Origin of the sequence: Pseudoalteromonas sp. M58, from assembly GCF_042604605.1 — a bacterium.
GTDB classification, from domain to species: domain Bacteria; phylum Pseudomonadota; class Gammaproteobacteria; order Enterobacterales; family Alteromonadaceae; genus Pseudoalteromonas; species Pseudoalteromonas tetraodonis.
On sequence record NZ_CP152391.1, the window covers coordinates 147,203 to 166,894 of the forward strand.

At 38.6% G+C, this 19,692-nt stretch carries 19 protein-coding genes; 11 read left to right on the plus strand and 8 right to left on the minus strand.

Going from position 1 to position 19,692, the window contains the following annotated elements:
• Nucleotides 1-25 precede the first annotated feature (25 nt).
• The 4 genes from AAGD16_RS15990 to AAGD16_RS16005 all read right to left on the minus strand — a co-directional run bounded on the left by AAGD16_RS15990 (nucleotide 26) and on the right by AAGD16_RS16005 (nucleotide 4,317).
• Nucleotides 26-706, minus strand: coding sequence for an SDR family oxidoreductase (locus AAGD16_RS15990; RefSeq protein WP_377115052.1), 681 nt, complete (start codon nucleotides 704-706; stop codon nucleotides 26-28).
• 258 nt (nucleotides 707-964) lie between these two features.
• Nucleotides 965-2,311: an N-succinylarginine dihydrolase gene (gene astB, locus AAGD16_RS15995; RefSeq protein WP_036955249.1), complete on the minus strand. Its 1,347-nt coding sequence runs from the start codon at nucleotides 2,309-2,311 to the stop codon at nucleotides 965-967.
• A 429-nt stretch (nucleotides 2,312-2,740) separates the two neighbouring features.
• Complete coding sequence (locus AAGD16_RS16000; protein ID WP_036955246.1) at nucleotides 2,741-3,835, minus strand: L-dopachrome tautomerase-related protein; 1,095 nt, start codon at nucleotides 3,833-3,835, stop codon at nucleotides 2,741-2,743.
• A 47-nt stretch (nucleotides 3,836-3,882) separates the two neighbouring features.
• Nucleotides 3,883-4,317 (minus strand): MarR family winged helix-turn-helix transcriptional regulator, encoded by a 435-nt coding sequence (locus AAGD16_RS16005; protein WP_024602753.1) that lies wholly within the window; start codon nucleotides 4,315-4,317, stop codon nucleotides 3,883-3,885.
• Nucleotides 4,318-4,446: 129 nt separating this feature from the next.
• Here AAGD16_RS16005 and AAGD16_RS16010 point away from each other — a divergent pair, with 129 nt between their 5' ends.
• The 5 genes from AAGD16_RS16010 (at nucleotide 4,447) to AAGD16_RS16030 (ending at nucleotide 9,930) form a co-directional block, all read left to right on the plus strand.
• Entirely contained in the window at nucleotides 4,447-4,875 is a 429-nt protein-coding gene (locus AAGD16_RS16010; RefSeq protein ID WP_013462947.1) for an organic hydroperoxide resistance protein, read from the plus strand.
• A 201-nt stretch (nucleotides 4,876-5,076) separates the two neighbouring features.
• Complete coding sequence (locus AAGD16_RS16015; protein ID WP_013462948.1) at nucleotides 5,077-5,433, plus strand: metalloregulator ArsR/SmtB family transcription factor; 357 nt, start codon at nucleotides 5,077-5,079, stop codon at nucleotides 5,431-5,433.
• A gap of 16 nt (nucleotides 5,434-5,449) precedes the next feature.
• Complete coding sequence (locus AAGD16_RS16020; protein ID WP_013462949.1) at nucleotides 5,450-6,463, plus strand: ArsJ-associated glyceraldehyde-3-phosphate dehydrogenase; 1,014 nt, start codon at nucleotides 5,450-5,452, stop codon at nucleotides 6,461-6,463.
• Nucleotides 6,464-6,478: 15 nt separating this feature from the next.
• The gene (arsJ, locus tag AAGD16_RS16025; protein ID WP_377115059.1) at nucleotides 6,479-7,699 is read left to right on the plus strand and encodes an organoarsenical effux MFS transporter ArsJ; all 1,221 of its coding nucleotides are present in this window, start codon (nucleotides 6,479-6,481) and stop codon (nucleotides 7,697-7,699) included.
• 113 nt (nucleotides 7,700-7,812) lie between these two features.
• The gene (locus AAGD16_RS16030; RefSeq protein ID WP_033102988.1) at nucleotides 7,813-9,930 is read left to right on the plus strand and encodes a methyl-accepting chemotaxis protein; all 2,118 of its coding nucleotides are present in this window, start codon (nucleotides 7,813-7,815) and stop codon (nucleotides 9,928-9,930) included.
• A 124-nt stretch (nucleotides 9,931-10,054) separates the two neighbouring features.
• Here AAGD16_RS16030 and AAGD16_RS16035 read toward each other — a convergent pair whose 3' ends face one another.
• Nucleotides 10,055-10,642, minus strand: coding sequence for a TetR/AcrR family transcriptional regulator (locus AAGD16_RS16035; RefSeq protein WP_013462952.1), 588 nt, complete (start codon nucleotides 10,640-10,642; stop codon nucleotides 10,055-10,057).
• 113 nt (nucleotides 10,643-10,755) lie between these two features.
• Here AAGD16_RS16035 and AAGD16_RS16040 point away from each other — a divergent pair, with 113 nt between their 5' ends.
• On the plus strand, nucleotides 10,756-11,298 hold the full coding sequence (locus AAGD16_RS16040) for a carboxymuconolactone decarboxylase family protein (protein ID WP_377115064.1): 543 nt from the start codon (nucleotides 10,756-10,758) through the stop codon (nucleotides 11,296-11,298).
• 104 nt (nucleotides 11,299-11,402) lie between these two features.
• Here AAGD16_RS16040 and AAGD16_RS16045 read toward each other — a convergent pair whose 3' ends face one another.
• Complete coding sequence (locus tag AAGD16_RS16045; RefSeq protein WP_013462954.1) at nucleotides 11,403-11,933, minus strand: hypothetical protein; 531 nt, start codon at nucleotides 11,931-11,933, stop codon at nucleotides 11,403-11,405.
• 51 nt (nucleotides 11,934-11,984) lie between these two features.
• Here AAGD16_RS16045 and AAGD16_RS16050 point away from each other — a divergent pair, with 51 nt between their 5' ends.
• Nucleotides 11,985-12,350 (plus strand): DUF1294 domain-containing protein, encoded by a 366-nt coding sequence (locus tag AAGD16_RS16050; RefSeq protein WP_013462955.1) that lies wholly within the window; start codon nucleotides 11,985-11,987, stop codon nucleotides 12,348-12,350.
• 47 nt (nucleotides 12,351-12,397) lie between these two features.
• Here AAGD16_RS16050 and AAGD16_RS16055 read toward each other — a convergent pair whose 3' ends face one another.
• Together AAGD16_RS16055 and AAGD16_RS16060 are read right to left on the minus strand one after the other, a co-directional pair.
• Nucleotides 12,398-12,742: a PEGA domain-containing protein gene (locus AAGD16_RS16055; protein WP_028834242.1), complete on the minus strand. Its 345-nt coding sequence runs from the start codon at nucleotides 12,740-12,742 to the stop codon at nucleotides 12,398-12,400.
• 176 nt (nucleotides 12,743-12,918) lie between these two features.
• On the minus strand, nucleotides 12,919-14,892 hold the full coding sequence (locus AAGD16_RS16060; RefSeq protein ID WP_058155785.1) for a serine/threonine-protein kinase: 1,974 nt from the start codon (nucleotides 14,890-14,892) through the stop codon (nucleotides 12,919-12,921).
• A 393-nt stretch (nucleotides 14,893-15,285) separates the two neighbouring features.
• On the opposite strand from AAGD16_RS16060, the gene tagH reads away from it, so the two are divergent.
• Genes tagH through tssL form a run of 4 tightly spaced genes read left to right on the plus strand, consistent with a single transcriptional unit; the run spans nucleotide 15,286 to nucleotide 19,684 of the window.
• On the plus strand, nucleotides 15,286-16,557 hold the full coding sequence (gene tagH, locus AAGD16_RS16065) for a type VI secretion system-associated FHA domain protein TagH (protein WP_377115070.1): 1,272 nt from the start codon (nucleotides 15,286-15,288) through the stop codon (nucleotides 16,555-16,557).
• A 15-nt stretch (nucleotides 16,558-16,572) separates the two neighbouring features.
• On the plus strand, nucleotides 16,573-17,037 hold the full coding sequence (tssJ, locus tag AAGD16_RS16070; protein WP_013462959.1) for a type VI secretion system lipoprotein TssJ: 465 nt from the start codon (nucleotides 16,573-16,575) through the stop codon (nucleotides 17,035-17,037).
• 15 nt (nucleotides 17,038-17,052) lie between these two features.
• On the plus strand, nucleotides 17,053-18,381 hold the full coding sequence (gene tssK / locus AAGD16_RS16075; protein WP_013462960.1) for a type VI secretion system baseplate subunit TssK: 1,329 nt from the start codon (nucleotides 17,053-17,055) through the stop codon (nucleotides 18,379-18,381).
• 22 nt (nucleotides 18,382-18,403) lie between these two features.
• Entirely contained in the window at nucleotides 18,404-19,684 is a 1,281-nt protein-coding gene (gene tssL / locus AAGD16_RS16080; protein WP_013462961.1) for a type VI secretion system protein TssL, long form, read from the plus strand.
• Nucleotides 19,685-19,692: the final 8 nt, after the last annotated feature.

A 19,692-nucleotide genomic window follows, 5' to 3' on the forward strand; every position in this document is an offset into this window, starting at 1 on the left:
AAATATTGGCCTTTATATTTTATTATTAGTTGGTGGGCATTAAATAGATTTCGCGTACGCTATTACGCTGACTAGCTTCAATGGCAAATAATACCGCATCGGCCACGTCTTGAGGGTCGAGCTTATCTGGTTTTGCTTCATCAAAAAAAGGCGTGTTCACCATGCCTGGTGCAATAGTGGTACAACGGCCATGCCAAGGTTTCATTTCCTCTGCAAGGTTTTGACCAAAGCCATGAGCAAACCATTTAGTGGCACCATAAATAGAGCCATCAATGGGTCTTCGCCCTGCTGCAGAGCTGGTTAAAATAAAATGCCCTTGGTTTTCACGTAAATGAGGCAAAGTGAGTTTGGCGGTCCACAGTAGTGCTTTAATATTAAGGTCAACCATGGCTGACCACTCTTTAGGATCGCCATTCTCTGTACCAGGTGATGACACACCCATGCCGGCGTTAGCGAATGCTGCGTCTAATCGGCCAAATTTTTCAACGCCTTTACTCACTACATTCTCAAGTTCATTAAATTCAGTGGCATCGGCTGAAACGCTAAATGCATTTTCATGGCCTAACTCGTCAACTAGTTTATTGAGTTTATCTTCGCTGCGCGCGGTTAAGATCACTTTGTGGCCATTATTAACCAATGTTTTAGCGGTTGCCTCGCCAATGCCGCTCGATGCGCCGGTAATTAAAATTACTTTATGTGTTGCCATGGTTTGTCTCCTTTTTTGGAATTCTGCCAAGCTTGAGTGTATAGACTCAATTAAATGAGTTAGTTAGGGTTAATTGAGTGACAGTAATGTCGTTTAAGCATGCTATCAGGAGTAATTCATTACCCTAATAGATAGAATCATATTTTTTTGAATAGTTAAGCTATAAGTATAATTATATAAACTTAACCTTAATTGAATTTAGAGAGATTAGCGATAAGGGTTTGAACGTATGTTTCAAACCCTAGTAGCCGAAAGCAATTAAGCTTCTAGTTGAAATGGGTATACCGATCCTAGGCTAAGTAACTGGGTTAACTCATCAAGCGCTTGATAACTTTCGGTTAATAACGCTGGATCGGCAAAATCGTTAGCACCGAGTTTATCGCGGTAATGGCGCGTAGCCCAATCACATAATTGGGTGTACTTTTGCTCATCTAAAATAACCTCAGGATTTACCGCTGCTAATTCTTGGCTATTAAGCGCCACGCGTAAACGCAAACAAGCAGGTCCGCCGCCATTTTGCATGCTTTGGCGTAAATCAAAAAACTGCACTTGATTTATGGGGTTATCGTCAATAATCATTTCTTCAATATACGCTTTTACAGCAGGATTACGCTGGCATTCTTGTGGGGCAACGAGCAACATTTTATCGTCACTAAGGCTAACCAGTTGGCTATTAAATAAATAGCTACTAACGGCATCTTGAATACTCACTTTGCTGGTTGGCACTTCAATAATATAAAGCTGTTTGTTACCTACATAGGCTTCGCGGATATCGTCTAATGCTTGCGTTTGATTTAAAAACGCCTGCTGATGGCATAATAAAACATTAGCGTTACCCACCGCGATTACATCATTATGGAACACCCCTTGGTCAATCACATCAGGGTTTTGTTGTAATAGTATTTGGCTGGTATCTTTTATATTGTGCAATCGACAAATGGCTTCAGACGCTTCCAAGGTTTGCCTTGCAGGGAACTTAACGGGTTTAACAAGCTGACTGTTAAAGGCACTTGCACCAAATACAAATAATTCTAGCCCGGTTTCACCATGGCTGTCGCACAGGCGAGTATGGTTTGCTGCGCCTTCATCACCAAAAAAACCTTGCTCAGGCAAATGTGAATGGTGTGCAAAGTATTGTTCGTTATTAAACATCGCTTTGAGCAAACGTGTAGTGGTGTTTGGCTCTAAAGAGCGATGAAATTTATTATTTAGATTAGCCGCAGTGAAGTGTACTTTGCCGTCGTTAGTATCAGGTGAAGGCGATACGGTGGCTGCATTAGCGGTCCACATGGCTGAGGCAGAGTAACAAGCGCGCAATAAAATAGGATCGGCTTTAAAGGCTTTATTAATGACTTGTGCATCGTTGCCAGTAAACCCTAAACGCCGCAATACATTTAAATCTGGGCGAGCATGAGGCGCAAATACCCCTTGGGTTAAGCCTTTATCGCGCATGGCTTTCATTTTAGCCAAGCCCTGCAATACTGCTTCTTGCGGATTTGAAAAGCTCGCCGCGTTATTTAACGAGGCAACATTGCCATACGACAAACCTGCGTAGTTGTGAGTAGGGCCGACTAAGCCGTCAAAATTAACTTCTAAAGCATGCATACACGTTCCACTAACCAATTAAATAGTCTTTTACAATACAACGCTATGACTTAGCTTGCAAAGTCTGTTCAAAAATAGTTTTTAACGCGAGTAGATACGCTCTTTCTCACTGGTGGTATGCGTATTTGTTGGCTCATTAACTTGCCACACTGTGATATCTAAGCGCCATAAAAAATAAAGAGTGTTGTATAAATTAGACATAATTTTTTTCCTTGGTGTAACTAATGACAATTAAATATAAGGAAGAAGTATGCCAATTGTTTATTGAATATTTTATGAATATAAATCAGATATTTAGTATTATTCGATTAATTGCTAGTTTGGCTGAGGCACCAAATTGGGGGAGTAATTATAAAATATGCACTTTTTTGGTGTGATGTTATAAAGCCCTGCATTACATGACAGGGCTAGGGTAATTGCGTTAGGTTATTAACGACCTACTTTACCTTTTACAAGGGGCGTAAACGACATCACTTTAAACTTATTAGGGTTTTGAGTTTTATCATTGCTTAAAACTGGCGAGTTGTGCAAATCGTTTACTGTAAAATATATTTTATGATCTGCACCATAACTAAAGCCATCTGGCCAGCTTAGGCGATCATCTTTAAATAACACTTCATAGTCGCCATTTGGTTTTACGACGCCAATTGCACCATTGGTTATATCGGTCACATAGACGTTACCGCCCCCATCCACCGTAATGCCGTCGGAAATGGGTTTAGTGCCGTAGCGCATTACTTTAGCTTCTAGCGCTTTTGCTGAAAGCTGCTCGTTGTTAATTGCGCTGGTGGCAATACGATAAACCGAAGTCCCCGACATTGACCCAAAGTAAAGCCAGTCTTCGTTAGGATCAAGCGTAATTGGGTTAACACCTAAACGCGCAGGTTGTCCGCCCAGGCGCATTGTTCGGCCATTAATAACCATATCAATATTTTCGGCGGTGGTGTATTGGCTATCTTGTAATACTCTTCGCGCTTCACCGGTTTTTAGGTTTACTATAATAATCGCAGCCTGAGTGCCTTGTGCTGTATCGGCAATGTAAATAACGCCGTGTTTATTATCGATGACTAAATCGTTTAAAAACGAGGTATCGGTAATTGTTGGCTTGGCTAGGTAAATAATTTTATGCAGTTGCTCTTGGTTGGTATCCCAACCAACTAATCGCCCCGCATGATCGGGCCCTGAGGTATCAAGCATCCATAGTATGCCGTCACTTGATACATTAACACCGAGTACCCCGTAAAAGCCCTTACCTTTGTTATATGCGTAAGCCCATTGCTCATTAGGGTAGGGTTTAGTGGTGCCATCACTTAATAGCTCCATGATTTTTTGATTTTGCCCATAAAAACCATGTATAGATAAGAACTTACGGCCAGATGGCGTAATGGCTATGTTGCCAGGCGGGTGTTGTGCATCAAATGTCGCAACAGTGGTTAATTCACTATTATTGGCAAGTGCTCCATTACTTACCAGTAATGTAATGCTGTAAGTAATAGCAATAAGTCGTTTTTTTAAATGAGTCATTAATTAACGCCTTGTTTGTTAAGTTATAGCTGGGTAAAGCTGGGTTTTTAGTCGGTCAGATCATTGACCACTAAGTCGAGTAACTGCATTAATTGTTGTGCTTGGGTTGTGTCGATACTGTCAAATTTGCAAAAAATCCTTTTTGGGATGTCGGCAGCTTCAAGTTTTAAAGAGTGGCCCGTGTGAGTCAGTTGCACCAAACGCTTACGCTTATCGTGTTCGTCTTTTATAACGTTAAGTAATGACTTGTCGGTCATTTTTTTTAATATTTGAGTAAGCGCGCCACCATCAATTGCGGTTTTATCTATTAGCTCAGCGATGGTTACTTCATCTTGTTCCCACAGCGCCATCATAACAACATACTGAGGATAGGTAAGGTTAAGCTCAGCTAGAGGTTCTCGATAGGCACGGGCTATGCTGTTGGACGCCATATATAAACGATGGCATAACTGATTTTTTAATTTTAACTGTTCAAACGACATCGCTTTATCCTTCATTTCAATACAGAGTATTTTAGTTTGCATGCAAAGTATTTGCAATCGGAATTTAGTTGATCTATTATTTTGCATGCAAACTAATTAACTTAGAAATTTTAACCTTAGGAGTTCACTATGAATGTATTACAAAATGTAGCTTATACAGCAAAAGCAACGGCAACAGGCGGACGTGAAGGCGTTGCTAAATCGGATGATGGTCGTTTAAATGTTAACTTATCAACACCTAAAGGGTTAGGTGGTGACGATGGACAAGGCACTAATCCAGAGCAATTATTTGCAGCAGGTTATGCTGCCTGTTTTATTGGTGCACTTAAGTTTGTAGCGGGTAGCGAAAAAATTGCGTTACCAAGTGATACTTACATTAACTCTGAAGTGTCTATTGGTGCGATTGATGCCGGTTTTGGTATTGCTGTAAAATTGGCTGTATCACTAGGTGATATGGACAAAGCAGCGGCACAAGCCTTGGTAGAGAAAGCACATCAAGTATGTCCATATTCAAATGCAACTCGTGGCAATATTGAAGTAGAGCTGTCGGTTATTTAATTAACCTCTTTATATTGTTTATAAAAACACGCCATGAGTGATCATTGCGTGTTTTTTATTGGGCACACCTCTAAAAGCCAAACTTGAGTTGACGCGGAAAATAGATAACTTTACCTGAATATATGAAATTTCATATATTCACTATTCCATATGTCTTTCTTTTCATATATTGTTGTTGTATGCAAAACAAGACTACACTGTATGAATCAACTAAATCCTCTGCATTTTTTTAAATGTATCGCTGACGACACCCGCTTAAAGACAATACTGCTTATTGCGCATGAAGATGAGTTATGTGTATGTGAATTAGTGGCGGCACTTGATGTAAGCCAGCCTAAAATTTCACGGCATTTAGCTGTATTACGTCAATGCGGTTTGCTTGCTGATCGTAAGCAAAATCAATGGGTGTTCTATAGCTTAAATAAATCACTACCTGATTGGGCGAAAGATGTAATTACAAAAACATTACATGCCACCCCTACATTTTATGAGCATCAATTACAGCGTTTAAATGTGATGGGCAAGCGTCCTGAGCGAATTTTAAAATGCTGTGACTAACTAAAGGAATTTTATAATGACGATTAAAGTAGGCATAAATGGTTTTGGACGAATCGGACGTTTAACCTTACGAGCGGCAATTGATTGGCCTGAGGTTGAATTTGTACATGTTAATGATGTGGCTGCTGATGCGAAAACACATGCCCATTTATTAGAATTTGACTCGGTTCACGGGCGCCTAAAATATGAGGTGCAAGCCGATGATAATAGTTTTTCTGTAGCAAAGCATACGGTTAAAGTAACAAATAATAAATCGATTGCAGAGACTGACTGGTCACAATGTGATGTGGTGATTGAAGCCAGCGGTAAAATGAAAACAACAGAATTACTTAACGCTTATTTAGCGCAAGGTGTAAAGCGTGTGGTTGTTACTGCCCCAGTTAAAGAAGAAAGTGTTTTAAATGTGGTAATAGGGGTGAACGATCATCTTTATAATCCGCAGTTACATAAAATTGTTACCGCGGCTTCATGCACAACAAATTGTTTAGCGCCTGTGGTAAAAGTATTGCAAGAAAAAGTAGGAATTAAGCATGGATCCATAACAACGATTCATGACATTACCAACACCCAAACCATTATAGATGCACCTCATAAAGATTTACGTCGCGCGCGCTCATGCGGAACAAGTTTAATTCCTACCACTACCGGCAGTGCAACGGCTATTACGCAGATATTCCCTGAGCTCAAAGGAAAATTAAACGGCCATGCAGTTCGAGTCCCCCTAACCAATGCATCAATTACTGATTGCGTGTTTGAACTAGAGCGTGGTGTAACCGAACAAGAAGTGAATGGATGGTTTAAGCAAGCGGCTAATAACGAGCTAAAAGGCATTTTAGGCTATGAAGAAAAGCCATTGGTATCTATTGATTACAAAACAGACCCTCGTAGCACAATTATAGATGCGCTTTCGACAATGGTTATAAACCACACTCAACTTAAACTCTATGCTTGGTATGACAATGAATGGGGTTATGCCAACCGGACTGCTGAGCTGATGCTCAAAGTAGGACAAAGTGATTTAGTAAACTAGTTCAGGATATTGAAGATGTTTTCGCAAATCGCCAATTTACCATCGGCTTTAAAACAGTATGGCATTATTACGGGTAATTACTGGGCTTTTACACTAACAGATGGCGCACTTCGCATGCTGGTGGTGCTGTATTTTCATCAGTTAGGGTATGGCGCGCTCGCGATTGCCATGCTGTTTGTGTTTTATGAGTTATTTGGGGTCATTACTAACTTAATTGGCGGTTGGTTAGGTGCGCATTTAGGTTTAAATAAAACCATGAACATAGGATTAGGGTTGCAAGTTGTGGCTTTAGCTATGTTGTGTGCACCAAGCGATTGGTTATCGGTAAGTTATGTAATGTTAGCGCAAGCCTTAAGTGGGGTTGCCAAAGATCTCAATAAAATGAGCGCTAAAAGTGCGATTAAATATTTAGTTCCCGAAGGTGACAATCAGCAAAGCCAATTATACAAATGGATTGCTATATTAACGGGCTCTAAAAATGCATTAAAAGGAGTTGGCTTCTTTTTAGGGGGGCTATTACTTACTTTACAAGGATTTGTTGGAGCGTTAGTTGCTTTAATTATGCTTTTAACTATCGCTTGGATCATTAGCTTAGTGTATTTAGAGGGTGATATAGGCAAAGCTAAAAATAAACCAAAATTTAAAGCGTTATTTTCTAAGTCTAGGGCAATTAATTTACTCAGTGCCGCTCGGTTTTGTTTATTTGCTGCTCGTGATGTATGGTTTGTTGTTGCACTGCCTGTTTATTTAGCCTCGCAATTTAATTGGCCACACTGGTGGGTTAGTGGTTTTATGGCACTATGGGTGATTGCTTATGGGGTAGTGCAATCTCAAGCACCAAAAATTACAGGCAAGTCACTTGTCAGTAATGATGCGATAAAGAAAGCGTATTACTGGGGGGGAGTATTGGCGTGTGTCACCTTGTTATTAGCTTGTTTGATGCAGTTGAATATAGCTGTAAACACTACGCTAATTGTTGGGTTATTTATTTTTGGTGCTGCATTTGCTATTAACTCATCATTACACAGTTATTTAATTGTTAGCCTTGCTAAAAGTGATGGTGTTTCTCTGGATGTAGGTTTTTATTACATGGCTAACGCTGCAGGAAGACTGGTCGGGACAGTACTTTCTGGTTTTATGTATAAAGTATATGGACTGCAGGCCTGTTTGTGGGTAAGCGCTAGCTTACTTTTGCTCGTTTGTTTACTCACTCAACGGTTAACTAAACAAAGTTAGCCGAACACTAAATACTAAAATAAGTCACTAAACGGTATTTCTGAAATATTTTATAGTATGTTCTTTTAATTGGTCTAAACTAAAAAATACATATGTAAGGTAAGGTAATTTTAATGCGGGAAATAGCGTTAGCAAAAAAGTTATTGTGGATAAGTGTTGGAAGTATACTTTTAACGGTTGTACTATTTTCAGGAATATTGTGGTCTAAATTATCATCAAGTAATGCACAAACCTCTTCAGAGGCAGAAGCATTAATTGTCAGTGAAGTAGATGGTCGCTTAACCGCAAATGCAGCAGCATATGGTGAGAAAATTGCGGCATTTATCAATGAAGCTTATCGGATCCCATACTCTCTTGGCAGTATTTTAGAAGACGCCGATAAAACATCCATAAACAGAGAGTCTGTTGTTCTACTAAATCGCTCAATATTAGAAAGCAATGATGTTATTTCTAGTATTTACTCACAGTTTGAAAAAAATGGCTTTGATGGCAAAGATAGTGATTTTACCCAAGGGTACGATCATTCAGTTGCTGGAGCTGGCACACTAGAGGTTTATCTAACGAGAAGTTCGAACGGCGTTGTTGAACAACAAGTAGTAGAAGATGCCTCAGAAAAATATGTTGATAAAATTAATGAATTCGGTTTACGTGAAGCCGAATGGTACTTATGTGCAAAAGACAAATTAAAACCCTGCATTATGGAACCCTACCTCTATGAAATAACACCGGGTTATTCTGAAATGATGACCTCTTTAGTGGTACCTATTATTAAATCAGGCCAGTTTGTAGGGGTAACAGGCGCGGATATTACACTACCTGTATTTCAAAAATTGACAGAAGAGCTTTCAAAAGCGCTTTACGATGGTAAAGCAAAAGTAACGTTACTTAGTCATTTAGGTTTAATTGTCGGTACGAGCCACTACAAAGAAAAACTAGGTCGCCCGCTAAAAGAAGCGGTTAGCGCTAAAAGTTATGAGAGTTATAAAGCTCTAAAAGGCACCAAAGGAACAAACAAACAAGGCGCTGAAATAATGGTGTCTTACCCGATTGAAATTAAGCTTGCTGATGTGAAATGGATGCTGCTAATTGAAGTACCCGCTGAACTTGCCTTTGAAGGACCTATTCAATTAACTGCTGGGATGTCTGAGGCTGCAAAAGAGCTGGGTGTGATTATTTTGATCACGGGGACTGTGATTGCGGTATTGGCATTTATAGTAATGAAGCTTGTAGTAGGCAGTGTTGTAGCGCCACTTAAACAAATACAAGAACGTGTAGATAACCTAGCCAGCTCTGAAGGTGATTTAACACAAACACTACATGTTGATACGCATGCTGAGCTTATAGCTTTGGCCGGAGGATTTAATAAGTTTTTATCAAAACTGCGTGAACTTATTAGTGAGCTAAAAGCGGTCTCGGATCAAACCAAGCATCAAGGCGAAGTTACCTCAAATATTGCCGTAGAAACCAAGCATAATGTTCAGGCACAGTTTAAAGAAATTGAAAGTGTTGTGACGGCAATGAACGAAATGAGCGCGACAGCACTTGAAGTGGCAAAAGCTTCTGAGCAATCTGCGCAACAAGCTGATGAAATCAATACCTTAGTGGTTAGCAGCGAGTCGAGTTTATCTTCTGCGATGACCCAAGTTAAAACAATGTCTGAGGAAATCAAAGAAGCCAACCAAGCAGTCGAAAAAGTGGCCTCACGTAGTAATGATATTACGCAAATTTTGGATGTGATCCGAACTATTTCTGAGCAAACAAATTTACTGGCATTGAATGCCGCCATTGAGGCTGCACGTGCCGGTGAACATGGCCGAGGTTTTGCTGTTGTTGCGGATGAAGTTAGGGCTTTAGCGTCTAAAACTCGCTCATCCACCGACGATATTAGCAGCCTAATTGATAGCTTGTTATCAGAAGTAGGAAATGCCTCAACTGTCATCGAAAAAGGCGTTGTACGTGCTGAAAATGCAGTTGATGAAACTTCTACTGCCTTTGATGCACTGCACAGTGTTGTTGTAAAAGTGGATGAAATAACTAACCAAATCACCCATATTGCAACCGCAGCTGAAGAGCAAAGTTTGGTCACTGAAGAAATAAATCGTAATTTAACTATTATTTCTGATGCGGCATCTCAGCTCTCTGATTTATCTGCTCAGGCAGGCGATAGCAGCCAAGAACTCAATAAGTTGGTTGCACAGCAAGACGCTGAGCTGAATAAGTTGAAAACGTAAATTTTTTATTTAGAGTTAAACAAGCGGCTAATTTAATACAGATTAGCCGCTTTTTTATCGCTGAGTAATCAAACTGAATATAAAAAGAGTTTATTTAAGCGCAAAGACAAGCCACCCAATAGGATTACAGTTTTTTGATTAGTACAAACATTTGGTTGATCATCGGCATCGCCAAATGCTCGACTGCAGGGCGATTAAAGTAACCTCGTAATCCTGTAAATTGCACTTGGAAAAATTGTGCGTATGCAGTTGCAGTTAAATCACCGCTTAGCTCACCATTTTCAATAGCGCGGGTAAACAATGTGGTTAAATAAGATTCAAATTTAGTCAGTAAGCCTGCGCTTAACTCACTTAAAGCCGTGTCTTTTTCAGCAAATTCGGTATTTGCTTTTACTAACATACAAATAGCACTTGGACTGCAGTCCTTGGTTTTAATAATTACATTTTCAACAAATGCCCGCAAACCACCTAAAATCGAATCAGAGTTTGCTATAAAGCCCTCAATTTGGCTTTTCATCTGTACGGTGTAGTCTTTTAAAGATTCACTGTATAACCCTTCTTTAGAGCCAAATGCAGAGTAAATACTTCCTGGTCGCATATTTATAGCTTCCTGTAAATCGCGGGTAGAAGTAGCATGAAAGCCTTTCTCCCAGAACAGCTGACTTGCCACGCGAACAACATGTTCACGTTCAAATTTAATTTTATTGGCCATAATAGTTTCTATTAATTTGAGCGACTGTTCAATTTTAACTTGAGCGACCGCTCAAAATCAAATAATATGTTTCTCAACACGACTTAATACTATTTATTATATAGGAGCAAACTATGGCTGAATTTACCTTATACACGCAAGAAAATGCATCAGCAGAGGCAAAACCTTTATTAACAGACTCTGTCGCCGCTTTTGGAATGTTGCCTAATCTTCATGCTGTGATGGCTGAGGCACCAACATTGCTAAAGGGTTATCAAGTACTGCATGAGTTATTTCAAAAAACATCGTTTAATGCACAAGAGTTAACGGTTGTTTGGCAATCAATTAATGTTGAGCACGTGTGCCATTATTGTGTGCCAGCACACAGTGGTATAGCGGCTGCCATGAAAGTTGATGAGAATATTGTGGATGCATTAGTCAATAAAACCCCGCTTGCTGATCCTAAACTTGAGACACTTCGTGAGACAACGCTTGAAATGACACGAGAACGTGGTGTGTTAAGTCAGTCACAGCAGGAAAAGTTTTTTGCAGCAGGGTATACAAAACAACAGCTTCTTGAAATTGTGTTGGGTCTTGCGCAAAAGGTGATGAGTAATTACACCAACCATCTTGCAGATACGCCTGTTGATAATGCGTTTAAAAAATTTATAAAGTAACTTAAGATCAGTGTTCTAGTTCAAAATCGTAATTATTAATGGCTAGAACACTGTTTTTTAAAGAACTAATACGTTTTTAGGTAATACAAGGCAATAAGTAAAACTTATTTAAACTTTACTTCTTTATTGCTGCGATGGTAGGTGCGAATTTGCGGCTTAGTCCATTCACCTTTTTTTAAATAACTGGTGGAAACAACAAATTGCTCATCTTTGAATTCACTAGTTGATTTAACTTTAGTGATGCCCTCTTGGCTGCCAGTGACGTCTTCATAAGCAACAAATTGTGTTGGGCTCAACACTTTCATGACTCCTTTGGTATAAAAGCCAGCCGTAGTAAAATAATAAAATACTAATGACTGTTTTTTGCGATCATAGAAAATCATTGATTCGCCCCCATACTCACCTTCATTTATAGAATGCGTAGTGCGAATGGCTTTACCATTTAAGGTGCGCTCCCATTTGGTCACATCTTGGGTTGGAAGCGGGTTTTTATCTATATGAAAATCAGCTTGCCAAGTACCTAAGTAAGGAGTGAATACCGCAAGCTCAGGCTCTAGTAAATCCGTTTTATTATTTGCTTGAATACTGAATATACATAGTGAAAACAGCAGCATCGAAGCCTTTAAATATGTCATAATTTAACCTTGGTGTTTCTTTTAATTATCTTCATTATAGGCGATTATTTTTTGATAAAAAGTAGCTTAATTATATTTTCCAGCTTGTTTATAGCCTTATTTTGGTTAGCTTACTTAAATAATGAAGTTGAAATGTACTTACCCATATATGTTTCTTTGATCAGCTGTATTACATATATATATTACGCATGGGATAAGCGAAAAGCGGTACAATCAAACCATAAAAAAGTCAGTCGTATACCTGAACGACACTTACATCTATTGGCTTTATTTGGAGGATGGCCCGGTGCACTTATAGCGCAGCAAAGTTTACGGCATAAGTCACAAAAAAGAGTTTTTATTGCAGTGCTATGGGTATGTATTGTAGTTAATATTAGTGTAATTAGTTATGCGTGGTTTGCCTATTACCGTATTTAAAATGCCTTTATTGAGCGTAATAAAGGCATTTTAAATTGATCATTCGCTTATTGCGCAGACTGGCTTAGCTGTTTTTCATCTAGCTCAATAGTTAAGATGGTTTTTTTGTCAACCGTTACCCATTTCCTATAAGTCACATAACCTGCTTTACTTACTTCGATATCATATTTACCTGCATCTAGTTCAATAGCGTCTTGATATACAGGCACTATATTCATAATACGTACTCTAGAGTCAGCAGGGTTAGTAATAACAGTCAGTGATATTGGCGCATTCTCTTCGCTAACTTGAGGCGTTGGCTCAATAACTACTTCCTCTGTTTTGTTTACACTAGAAGTTGTCGAACAACCCGTAAGTATAACGGCTGCAGCTAATAAGCTTAAATTTTTCATAGGTACTCCATTAATTATAAAAAGTCTATATATTTTAAAATCTTGGCGGAGTGTATGATGATGAAAATGCACTCGTCGTCCTTGACTTTATTGTGTATATTTTGGGTTAGTCTAATAGCTAACTAATCTATATTCAATTATATCTGTGTTATTTTTGAGCAATAAATAAGAGTTGTTTAAAGCATATTGTCTAACGATTGCGTGATGGCCTCACTTTTTTCAACCAAACGCTCAGCTGCTTTATACATTCTTTTTTTCATTAAATCGTTCGCTGTACTAATGTAACGTCTCGATAATTCTTTTCTAAGCGATACCAAAAGAGAAAAATCGTTGGGTAGTGCTGTCGATTCGGATTTAATAAACTCTTCAAATTCCATTAAAGCTTTATGATCTTCAATAGTTTCTAATTGTGCAGAAAAGCGTTGAAACTTTGGACCATAAAAAACGACCGCATCGGCACGAGGAAACTCAGCTTGTTCGCCTAAATTAATCTTTTGTTGGTATGCGGTCAGTGCATTAATTGCAGACTCACGCTTCATTAAATTAGCAAGAAGCTCTTCTGCTTTTTTGTTATTTGAAAATACAATTTTACCCACATTTAAAAGTACTTTTTGTGAGATGACATCATCGCTTTCTATGGCTGTGTTTAACGCAACAGTAAAGTTATCAAGATGCAGGTCTGTTGGTTGATAACGGTAAGTTTTATCTACTTCTTTTAGATCTTTAACGAGATGAGCAATACTATTGGGCTGGTCTTCGTTGTAGCGTGATTGTTCGAGTAATAAATCTATTCTCGCGGTAATATCAAAAATAATTGATTGGCGCTCCCTCAATACACTTTCTAATTGCATCGAAAGTTTTTCTGAATCGGGATAGTAGTTCAGTGCATTAGAATAGACCGCTATTATTTTATCAAAATCTTTAAATTTACGGCCCGCAATATTATTAAACTGGCTTGCTTCATCATTAAAGCTATCTAATATACTTTGCTGATTTGATCTGAGTAATCCTTGTTTAAGCACCTCATACTGTGGCGGAATTTGTTCTAGTTTGTTTAAAATAGTAGGGCCTTGCCAAGACATCCATGCTTCCACTTGTTGGTTGATTGCCTTGGCGTTATCAAGTTGTGCCTGTAATTGCTTGGTATTATCTGAGCTTGAAAAATAATTTTGAGTGATTAAGGCAATAATTGCCACACTAGCCACACTGGCAAAAATAGCGGGTTTTAAGTTCACTTTTAGCGTTTTTGAAATTTGTTCTAGTGAATCGAGTCTTTGGCTGGCGCTTAAAGATAATGCTTTATGTAAATTTTTCCATAAAAGGAGAGGGCAATTACTTGGTTTTTTTACAGTAGTATTTTTAGGGACTTTATCTGCAGCAATGCGGTTAAATGGGTGCTTACTGCTCAGAAGCTCATAAGCAATACAGGCAAATGAAAATACATCATCTTTAATGGATGCTTCGCCGCCTTTTAGCTGCTCAGGGCTAGCATACGTTGGAGTATAACCACCAATGGTTGCAAACTCACTTTCGTTTTTAACAGCATATTGGTCGTCCAAACTTTTGTGTTTAGCAATACCAAAATCAAGCACTTTGAGGTTACCATTAGAGTCAAAAATAATATTCGAAGGCTTAAGATCATTATGTATTACGCCACGTGAGTGGGCATATATAAGGGCGTCAGTTAATTGCTCTAAAATAATTTTCGCTTTTTTAAACGCTAAACCTGATGGTTTATTTCGCTTAATAATTTGTTCTAGAGTTTCTCCCTCAATGAGCTCCATAGTGACATAATATAAATCGCCATCAGAGTCTGCTGAGTACACTTTTACAATACTAGGGTGAGCAAGTTGTTGTGTTTTTGCTGTTTCATCTTTCAATAATGAAATAGCTTCTTCAGAGTTGGAAAACTCTTCTTGGAGCACTTTTATAGCGACCGATGCTTCAGAGCGACCGCTGTTTTCTAAAAAGGTATCTCGCGCACGATATATATAACACATTCCACCTTGCCCGATGAGCTCTTCAATTAGGTAGCGATCGGATATCTTTTTGCCGAGGAGGTTTTGTTTATGGATGCTTGATGTTTTTTTTGTGCTGGAGTCTAGAGAAGCAATCTGAGTTTTATCGTTGTTATCATTAATATTGCTCATTAAAAAATCCTTTTATTGTGTTTAGTTAAATAATTACAAAGGTAAATAATCTCTACTTACCTATCAATTTTCCCTCTGATATAAGCATGTATTTTACAAAAATATACAATTATAGCAATGCCTGAATAGCATATTGTTGCCGGTGAACTCGCTTTATAGTGAATTGAAAAAGTCGGTTTAAAGCCAGAAGATGTCTCTAAAGTGTTTATTTTTGGCCTAGTTAAAAAGCATTAAAAAGAAAAGTAACAAACGCCGTCGATGAGTATATAGGGCGTATTGTTTTAGAGACAAAATCTACAATGCGACATTTCTCTGTGTTAATTTCAATGTTGACAATAGTTTCGCTTCTACTTTATCCTGTTCACAATAATGCTATAGGGACAGACTTATCAAATGGAACTGATACTAAACATCACTAGTTATCACAGACTTTCGCCGGAAATCGAAGCTACCAAAACTGTAAAAGATTCACTCACTTTTGGTCGTTCTGAGGGATGCGATTGGCATCTCCCCGATCCTGAAAAAATTATCTCAAGTAAGCACGGTAAAATTGAAAAAGAAGGCGATTCTTTTTACATATACGATAATTCAACCAATGGCTTGTTTATTAATTTTGCAGTGGCGCCTTTAGGCCAAGGTAATAAACAACGTTTGTCAGATAGTGATGTCTTAACTATTGGTGATTTTCAGGTTGATGTTAGTTTAGCTGATGAGCCACACGCAGATATTAGTAATCCTATTACTTCAAACAGTTCTCAACAAGTAAGTACATTTGCTTCACATAGTAGTCAAACTGCAGAGTCTGCGCCGTTATTCAATGATTCAATTATGAATGAGTCTATGCCTGCGGTATCTGTAATTTCACAACAAGCAACAGCGGATAATCATATTCCAGAAGATTGGGATGAACTAACTCGCCTTATGAATACCGATGAGTTTGATCTTGGTAATGACGAAGTGAATTCTTCAGCGCCAGTTGACACTCCAGCTCCAATAAAAGAAAGTGCGCCGACTAAACGTTATAATGCTGAGCAGCAAGCTGTAAAACAAACAGCGCCTGTAAAAAGCTTTGCTCAAAATGATAAAGTGTTTTGTGATGCCTTTTTAAACGGATTGGGGATTAAGGATGAGCTTAAAAGTGCTCTAGATAATGAAAAACTGTGGTTTGAGATGGGGCAGGGCTTAAGTTTATTACTGACAGAGCTTATGGAATCTTTACGCCAACGTGCGATTGTAAAGAACAAATTAAGACTGAACCATACAATGTTTCAGACCGAACAGAACAACCCATTGAAGTTTTCTGCCAATATTGATGATGTTATTCAGAACTTGTTCATAAAAAATAGTGCAAGCTTTCTGTCTTCGAATGAATCTATTAAAGAAAGCTTTGTAGATACACGCAAGCACGAGCAAGCACTGCTCGCTGGTGCAGATGGCGTGCTCAAAGGGATGTTATCGCAAGTTTCTCCCGTGCAAATTAATCAACAGGCAAACGATAATTCTAACGTGTTAAAAATTATTCCAGGCCAAATAGAGTCTAAATGCTGGAAGTTATATCAAAGTTTATATGATGATATTTCTCAGGAAGTTAACGCGAAAGGCGCTATGGCTATGTCTGATGATTTTTTAAAAGCATATAACGATCGAATCAAAGAAACGCTCTAGAAAGGAAAGTAAATAATGCATAAAGTTAAGCTCTATTTAATGAGTTTTAGTTTACTATTTTTGGTACTGGGATGTACTACGATGAATAAAATCGTACCTCCTTCTACAGATCTGATCATCAATGTATCTAAAAATGTTAATCCGGATACATCAGAACGCCCTTCTCCGGTGGTGATGAAAATTTTTGAGTTGAGCTCAAGAACAATTTTTGACACGCAGGATTTTTTTAGCTTATATGATACGCCAGAAAAGATATTAGGCCCTGATTTATTAAAAAAGGATGAGTTAGAGCTTCAACCTGATTCAGTACAGCAATATAAAATGAGCCTTAATCGTAATACTCGTTATGTTGGGGTTGTTGTTGCTTACAGAAATATAGACCAAGCAAGGTGGAGAGCGGTTATTGAAGTTGACCCCACCGGTTATGACGACATCAATGTAAATGTAGAAGCGATTGCTACATACATGAGAGAGCAATAAAAAAGGATTTTTAAAATGGGTGATAACACTCGTGTTGCTTGGACTGAGGGGATGTTTTTAAGACCTCAGCACTTTCAGCAATCAGATAAATATATTTCAAATGTGATTAAGCAAGTATGCAGTGGAAATCTTGCTGATCCATGGGGAATAATTGATATTAGTATTGATAATGAATTACTTAACAGTGGTCAATTCGCTGTTGATTCATTAACTGCAATCACCCCGGATCTATTGCCAATTGATATGCCTCAGTCAACCTCTTTACCTGAGCCTTTAGTGGTTAATAAAGATGTGTTTGATGAAATTGTTTATTTGGCTATTCCTGCGCTAAAAAATAGTGGTGTTAATATATCGTCAACTGACGATAATATGGTTACTCGCTATAAGCTTAACGATTTGGCAGTGAGTGATGACTTATTGGGAGCGCAGTCTCAAGAAATAATTCAAGTTGCAAAAGTATACAGTAAGTTGATGCTGTCTTCTGATGATCATTCAGGGTATATCGTGTTGCCTTTAGCACGAATAGTGGATGTGAGCAGCGAAGGGCAAATAAAGTTAGATGCAAAGTACATTCCTCCCTCTTTAAAAGTAGGGCAGTGTAAACCTTTATCGGGGCTAGTGAGAGAAATTGGCTCAATGATAAAGCAACGCGCTGAAAGCATTGCTGCTAGGTTGTGCCAAGGTTATGCGGGTAGTACGTCAGTTGCAGATTTTATAATGCTGCAAACACTAAATAAATATGACGCGATATTTAATAATTTGCTCAGCGTTAATAGTTTACATCCGAACGTGTTTTATAGCCGCTTAATTGAACTGGCAGGTGAGTTATCAACCTTTAGCACGGCTAATAAAAGAGTGCCTAAATTACCTAATTATGATCACACAAATTTAGGGCAAGTGTTTAGTGAAGTGGTTAACTTTTTATACCAATCATTAAGTCATGTAATTGAGCAAACCGCGACTGAAATTAAGCTTGAACAAAGTAAGTTTGGTATTTCGTTTGGTGCCTTAAAAGATAAATCTATTTTAAATTCAGCGCAGTTTGTTTTAGCAATTAAAGCAAGCGTTCCGCATGAAGAGTTGAGAAAAATTCTACCTTCGCAAATTAAAATTGGCAGCGTTGAAACCATTCGTGATCTTGTTAACAACCAGATCCCAGGTATTACAATTAGTAACTTGCCAACAGCGCCAAGACAGATCCCTTACCATGCTGGTTTTCATTATTTTGAATTAAATCGCCATGGTGAACATTGGGAAAAACTGCGCTCCAGCGGAGGAATTGCTATCCACCTCTCAGGAAGTTACCCAGAACTCCAATTAAGCCTTTGGGCTATTAGAACTTAACTTTTTAAAAGGAAGAGTTTCAATGGACGAAACCATTATAAAACCACGCCCTGGCCGACTAGGGCGAAATACCCCAAGCAGTGGTGCAGCGCAAAATGATGCTGATAAAACCGTTATGTCGGTTGAGCCACCCTCTGCAAAGCCGATGAGCAATAATAAGGTATCAATTTTTAAAAATCCCTTGTTAGAAGCGGCAACAGATTGCTTTTCTCTTGTGATATCCATAAATCAATCGCTTGAAATGAGCAATCTAGCAGCGCTCAAACACCGCTGTGTTGAGGCTATAAAGCGTTTTGAAGTGGAAGTCCGTAACCAGCACCTATCAAAAGAAGTGATTAATAATTCACGCTATTGCCTATGCGCTATTCTTGATGAGTCTGTATTGAATTCAAAGTGGAGCTCAATGGAGTGGGCTGATGAAAGTCTGCTGTCGACTTTTCACAAAGAAACCTTTGGTGGTGAATATTTTTATACTCTACTTGATGCCGGGTTAGGGCAACCTGAAAAAAACAAACAGTTTTTGGAGTTGCAATACCACTGTTTAAACTTAGGCTTTAAAGGGAAATATCGATTAGATGCCGGCGGCGATACAAAAGTCGAAGAGTATCGTTCACAGCTTTATCATTTACTCAATCAGCTTGATGGCCCGATTAATAATAAACTATCTCCAAACTGGCAACAAAGAGTTGCTGCAGGTGTTGAACTAAGAAATCAAGTGCCACTGTGGGTCATATTTTCTGTGCTGGGGCTGATATTATTGATGATTTATCTATCAATAAATATGAAGCTAAATAACGATGTTTTTGCGATTAATGAAAAACTAGCGGGCATTCATCCGTTAGCTGTTAATCAAACGGTTGATAAAAAAGATCAGCAGCTGCGTGTACTTGAACAGTTACTGCAAACAGAAATTAAAATGGGGATTGTTGCTGTTGCAAAAAATTCCGATGGGATCCGCATAACGATAAACAGTGAAAATTTGTTTAAACAAGGGGATTCTCAACTACTTCCATCATTTCAGCCTATTTTAGAAAAGTTAGCGTTAAGCTTAGAGGGAACTAAAGGGCGAGTGCTTATAACGGGCCACACAGATGACTTACCAATTAGTACAGATAAGTATCCTTCTAATTGGCATCTTTCTTTAGCCAGAGCAACACAGGTTGCTAATTTAATGGCTAAAAGTACCAACTTAAGCGGTCGTTTATGGCCAGAAGGAAAGGGCGCTGCAGAGCCTATCGCCAGCAATTCAGATTCAGCTTCTCGGTCATTAAACCGACGAATTGAAATCGATCTATTATTTTAATGAGGCTG

Excerpts from the sequence above, each read along its gene's own strand:
- AAGD16_RS16000 (WP_036955246.1), bottom strand. The coding sequence starts at position 3,835 with ATGACTCATTTAAAAAAACGACTTATTGCTATTACTTACAGCATTACA.
- AAGD16_RS16055 (WP_028834242.1), bottom strand. The coding sequence starts at position 12,742 with ATGAAAAATTTAAGCTTATTAGCTGCAGCCGTTATACTTACGGGTTGT.
- AAGD16_RS16005 (WP_024602753.1), bottom strand. The coding sequence starts at position 4,317 with ATGTCGTTTGAACAGTTAAAATTAAAAAATCAGTTATGCCATCGTTTA.
- tssL (WP_013462961.1), top strand. The coding sequence starts at position 18,404 with ATGGACGAAACCATTATAAAACCACGCCCTGGCCGACTAGGGCGAAAT.
- tssK (WP_013462960.1), top strand. The coding sequence starts at position 17,053 with ATGGGTGATAACACTCGTGTTGCTTGGACTGAGGGGATGTTTTTAAGA.
- AAGD16_RS16030 (WP_033102988.1), top strand. The coding sequence starts at position 7,813 with ATGCGGGAAATAGCGTTAGCAAAAAAGTTATTGTGGATAAGTGTTGGA.
- arsJ (WP_377115059.1), top strand. The coding sequence starts at position 6,479 with ATGTTTTCGCAAATCGCCAATTTACCATCGGCTTTAAAACAGTATGGC.
- astB (WP_036955249.1), bottom strand. The coding sequence starts at position 2,311 with ATGCATGCTTTAGAAGTTAATTTTGACGGCTTAGTCGGCCCTACTCAC.
- AAGD16_RS16010 (WP_013462947.1), top strand. The coding sequence starts at position 4,447 with ATGAATGTATTACAAAATGTAGCTTATACAGCAAAAGCAACGGCAACA.
- tagH (WP_377115070.1), top strand. The coding sequence starts at position 15,286 with ATGGAACTGATACTAAACATCACTAGTTATCACAGACTTTCGCCGGAA.
- AAGD16_RS15990 (WP_377115052.1), bottom strand. The coding sequence starts at position 706 with ATGGCAACACATAAAGTAATTTTAATTACCGGCGCATCGAGCGGCATT.
- tssJ (WP_013462959.1), top strand. The coding sequence starts at position 16,573 with ATGCATAAAGTTAAGCTCTATTTAATGAGTTTTAGTTTACTATTTTTG.
- AAGD16_RS16020 (WP_013462949.1), top strand. The coding sequence starts at position 5,450 with ATGACGATTAAAGTAGGCATAAATGGTTTTGGACGAATCGGACGTTTA.
- AAGD16_RS16045 (WP_013462954.1), bottom strand. The coding sequence starts at position 11,933 with ATGACATATTTAAAGGCTTCGATGCTGCTGTTTTCACTATGTATATTC.
- AAGD16_RS16040 (WP_377115064.1), top strand. The coding sequence starts at position 10,756 with ATGGCTGAATTTACCTTATACACGCAAGAAAATGCATCAGCAGAGGCA.
- AAGD16_RS16060 (WP_058155785.1), bottom strand. The coding sequence starts at position 14,892 with ATGAGCAATATTAATGATAACAACGATAAAACTCAGATTGCTTCTCTA.
- AAGD16_RS16035 (WP_013462952.1), bottom strand. The coding sequence starts at position 10,642 with ATGGCCAATAAAATTAAATTTGAACGTGAACATGTTGTTCGCGTGGCA.
- AAGD16_RS16015 (WP_013462948.1), top strand. The coding sequence starts at position 5,077 with ATGAATCAACTAAATCCTCTGCATTTTTTTAAATGTATCGCTGACGAC.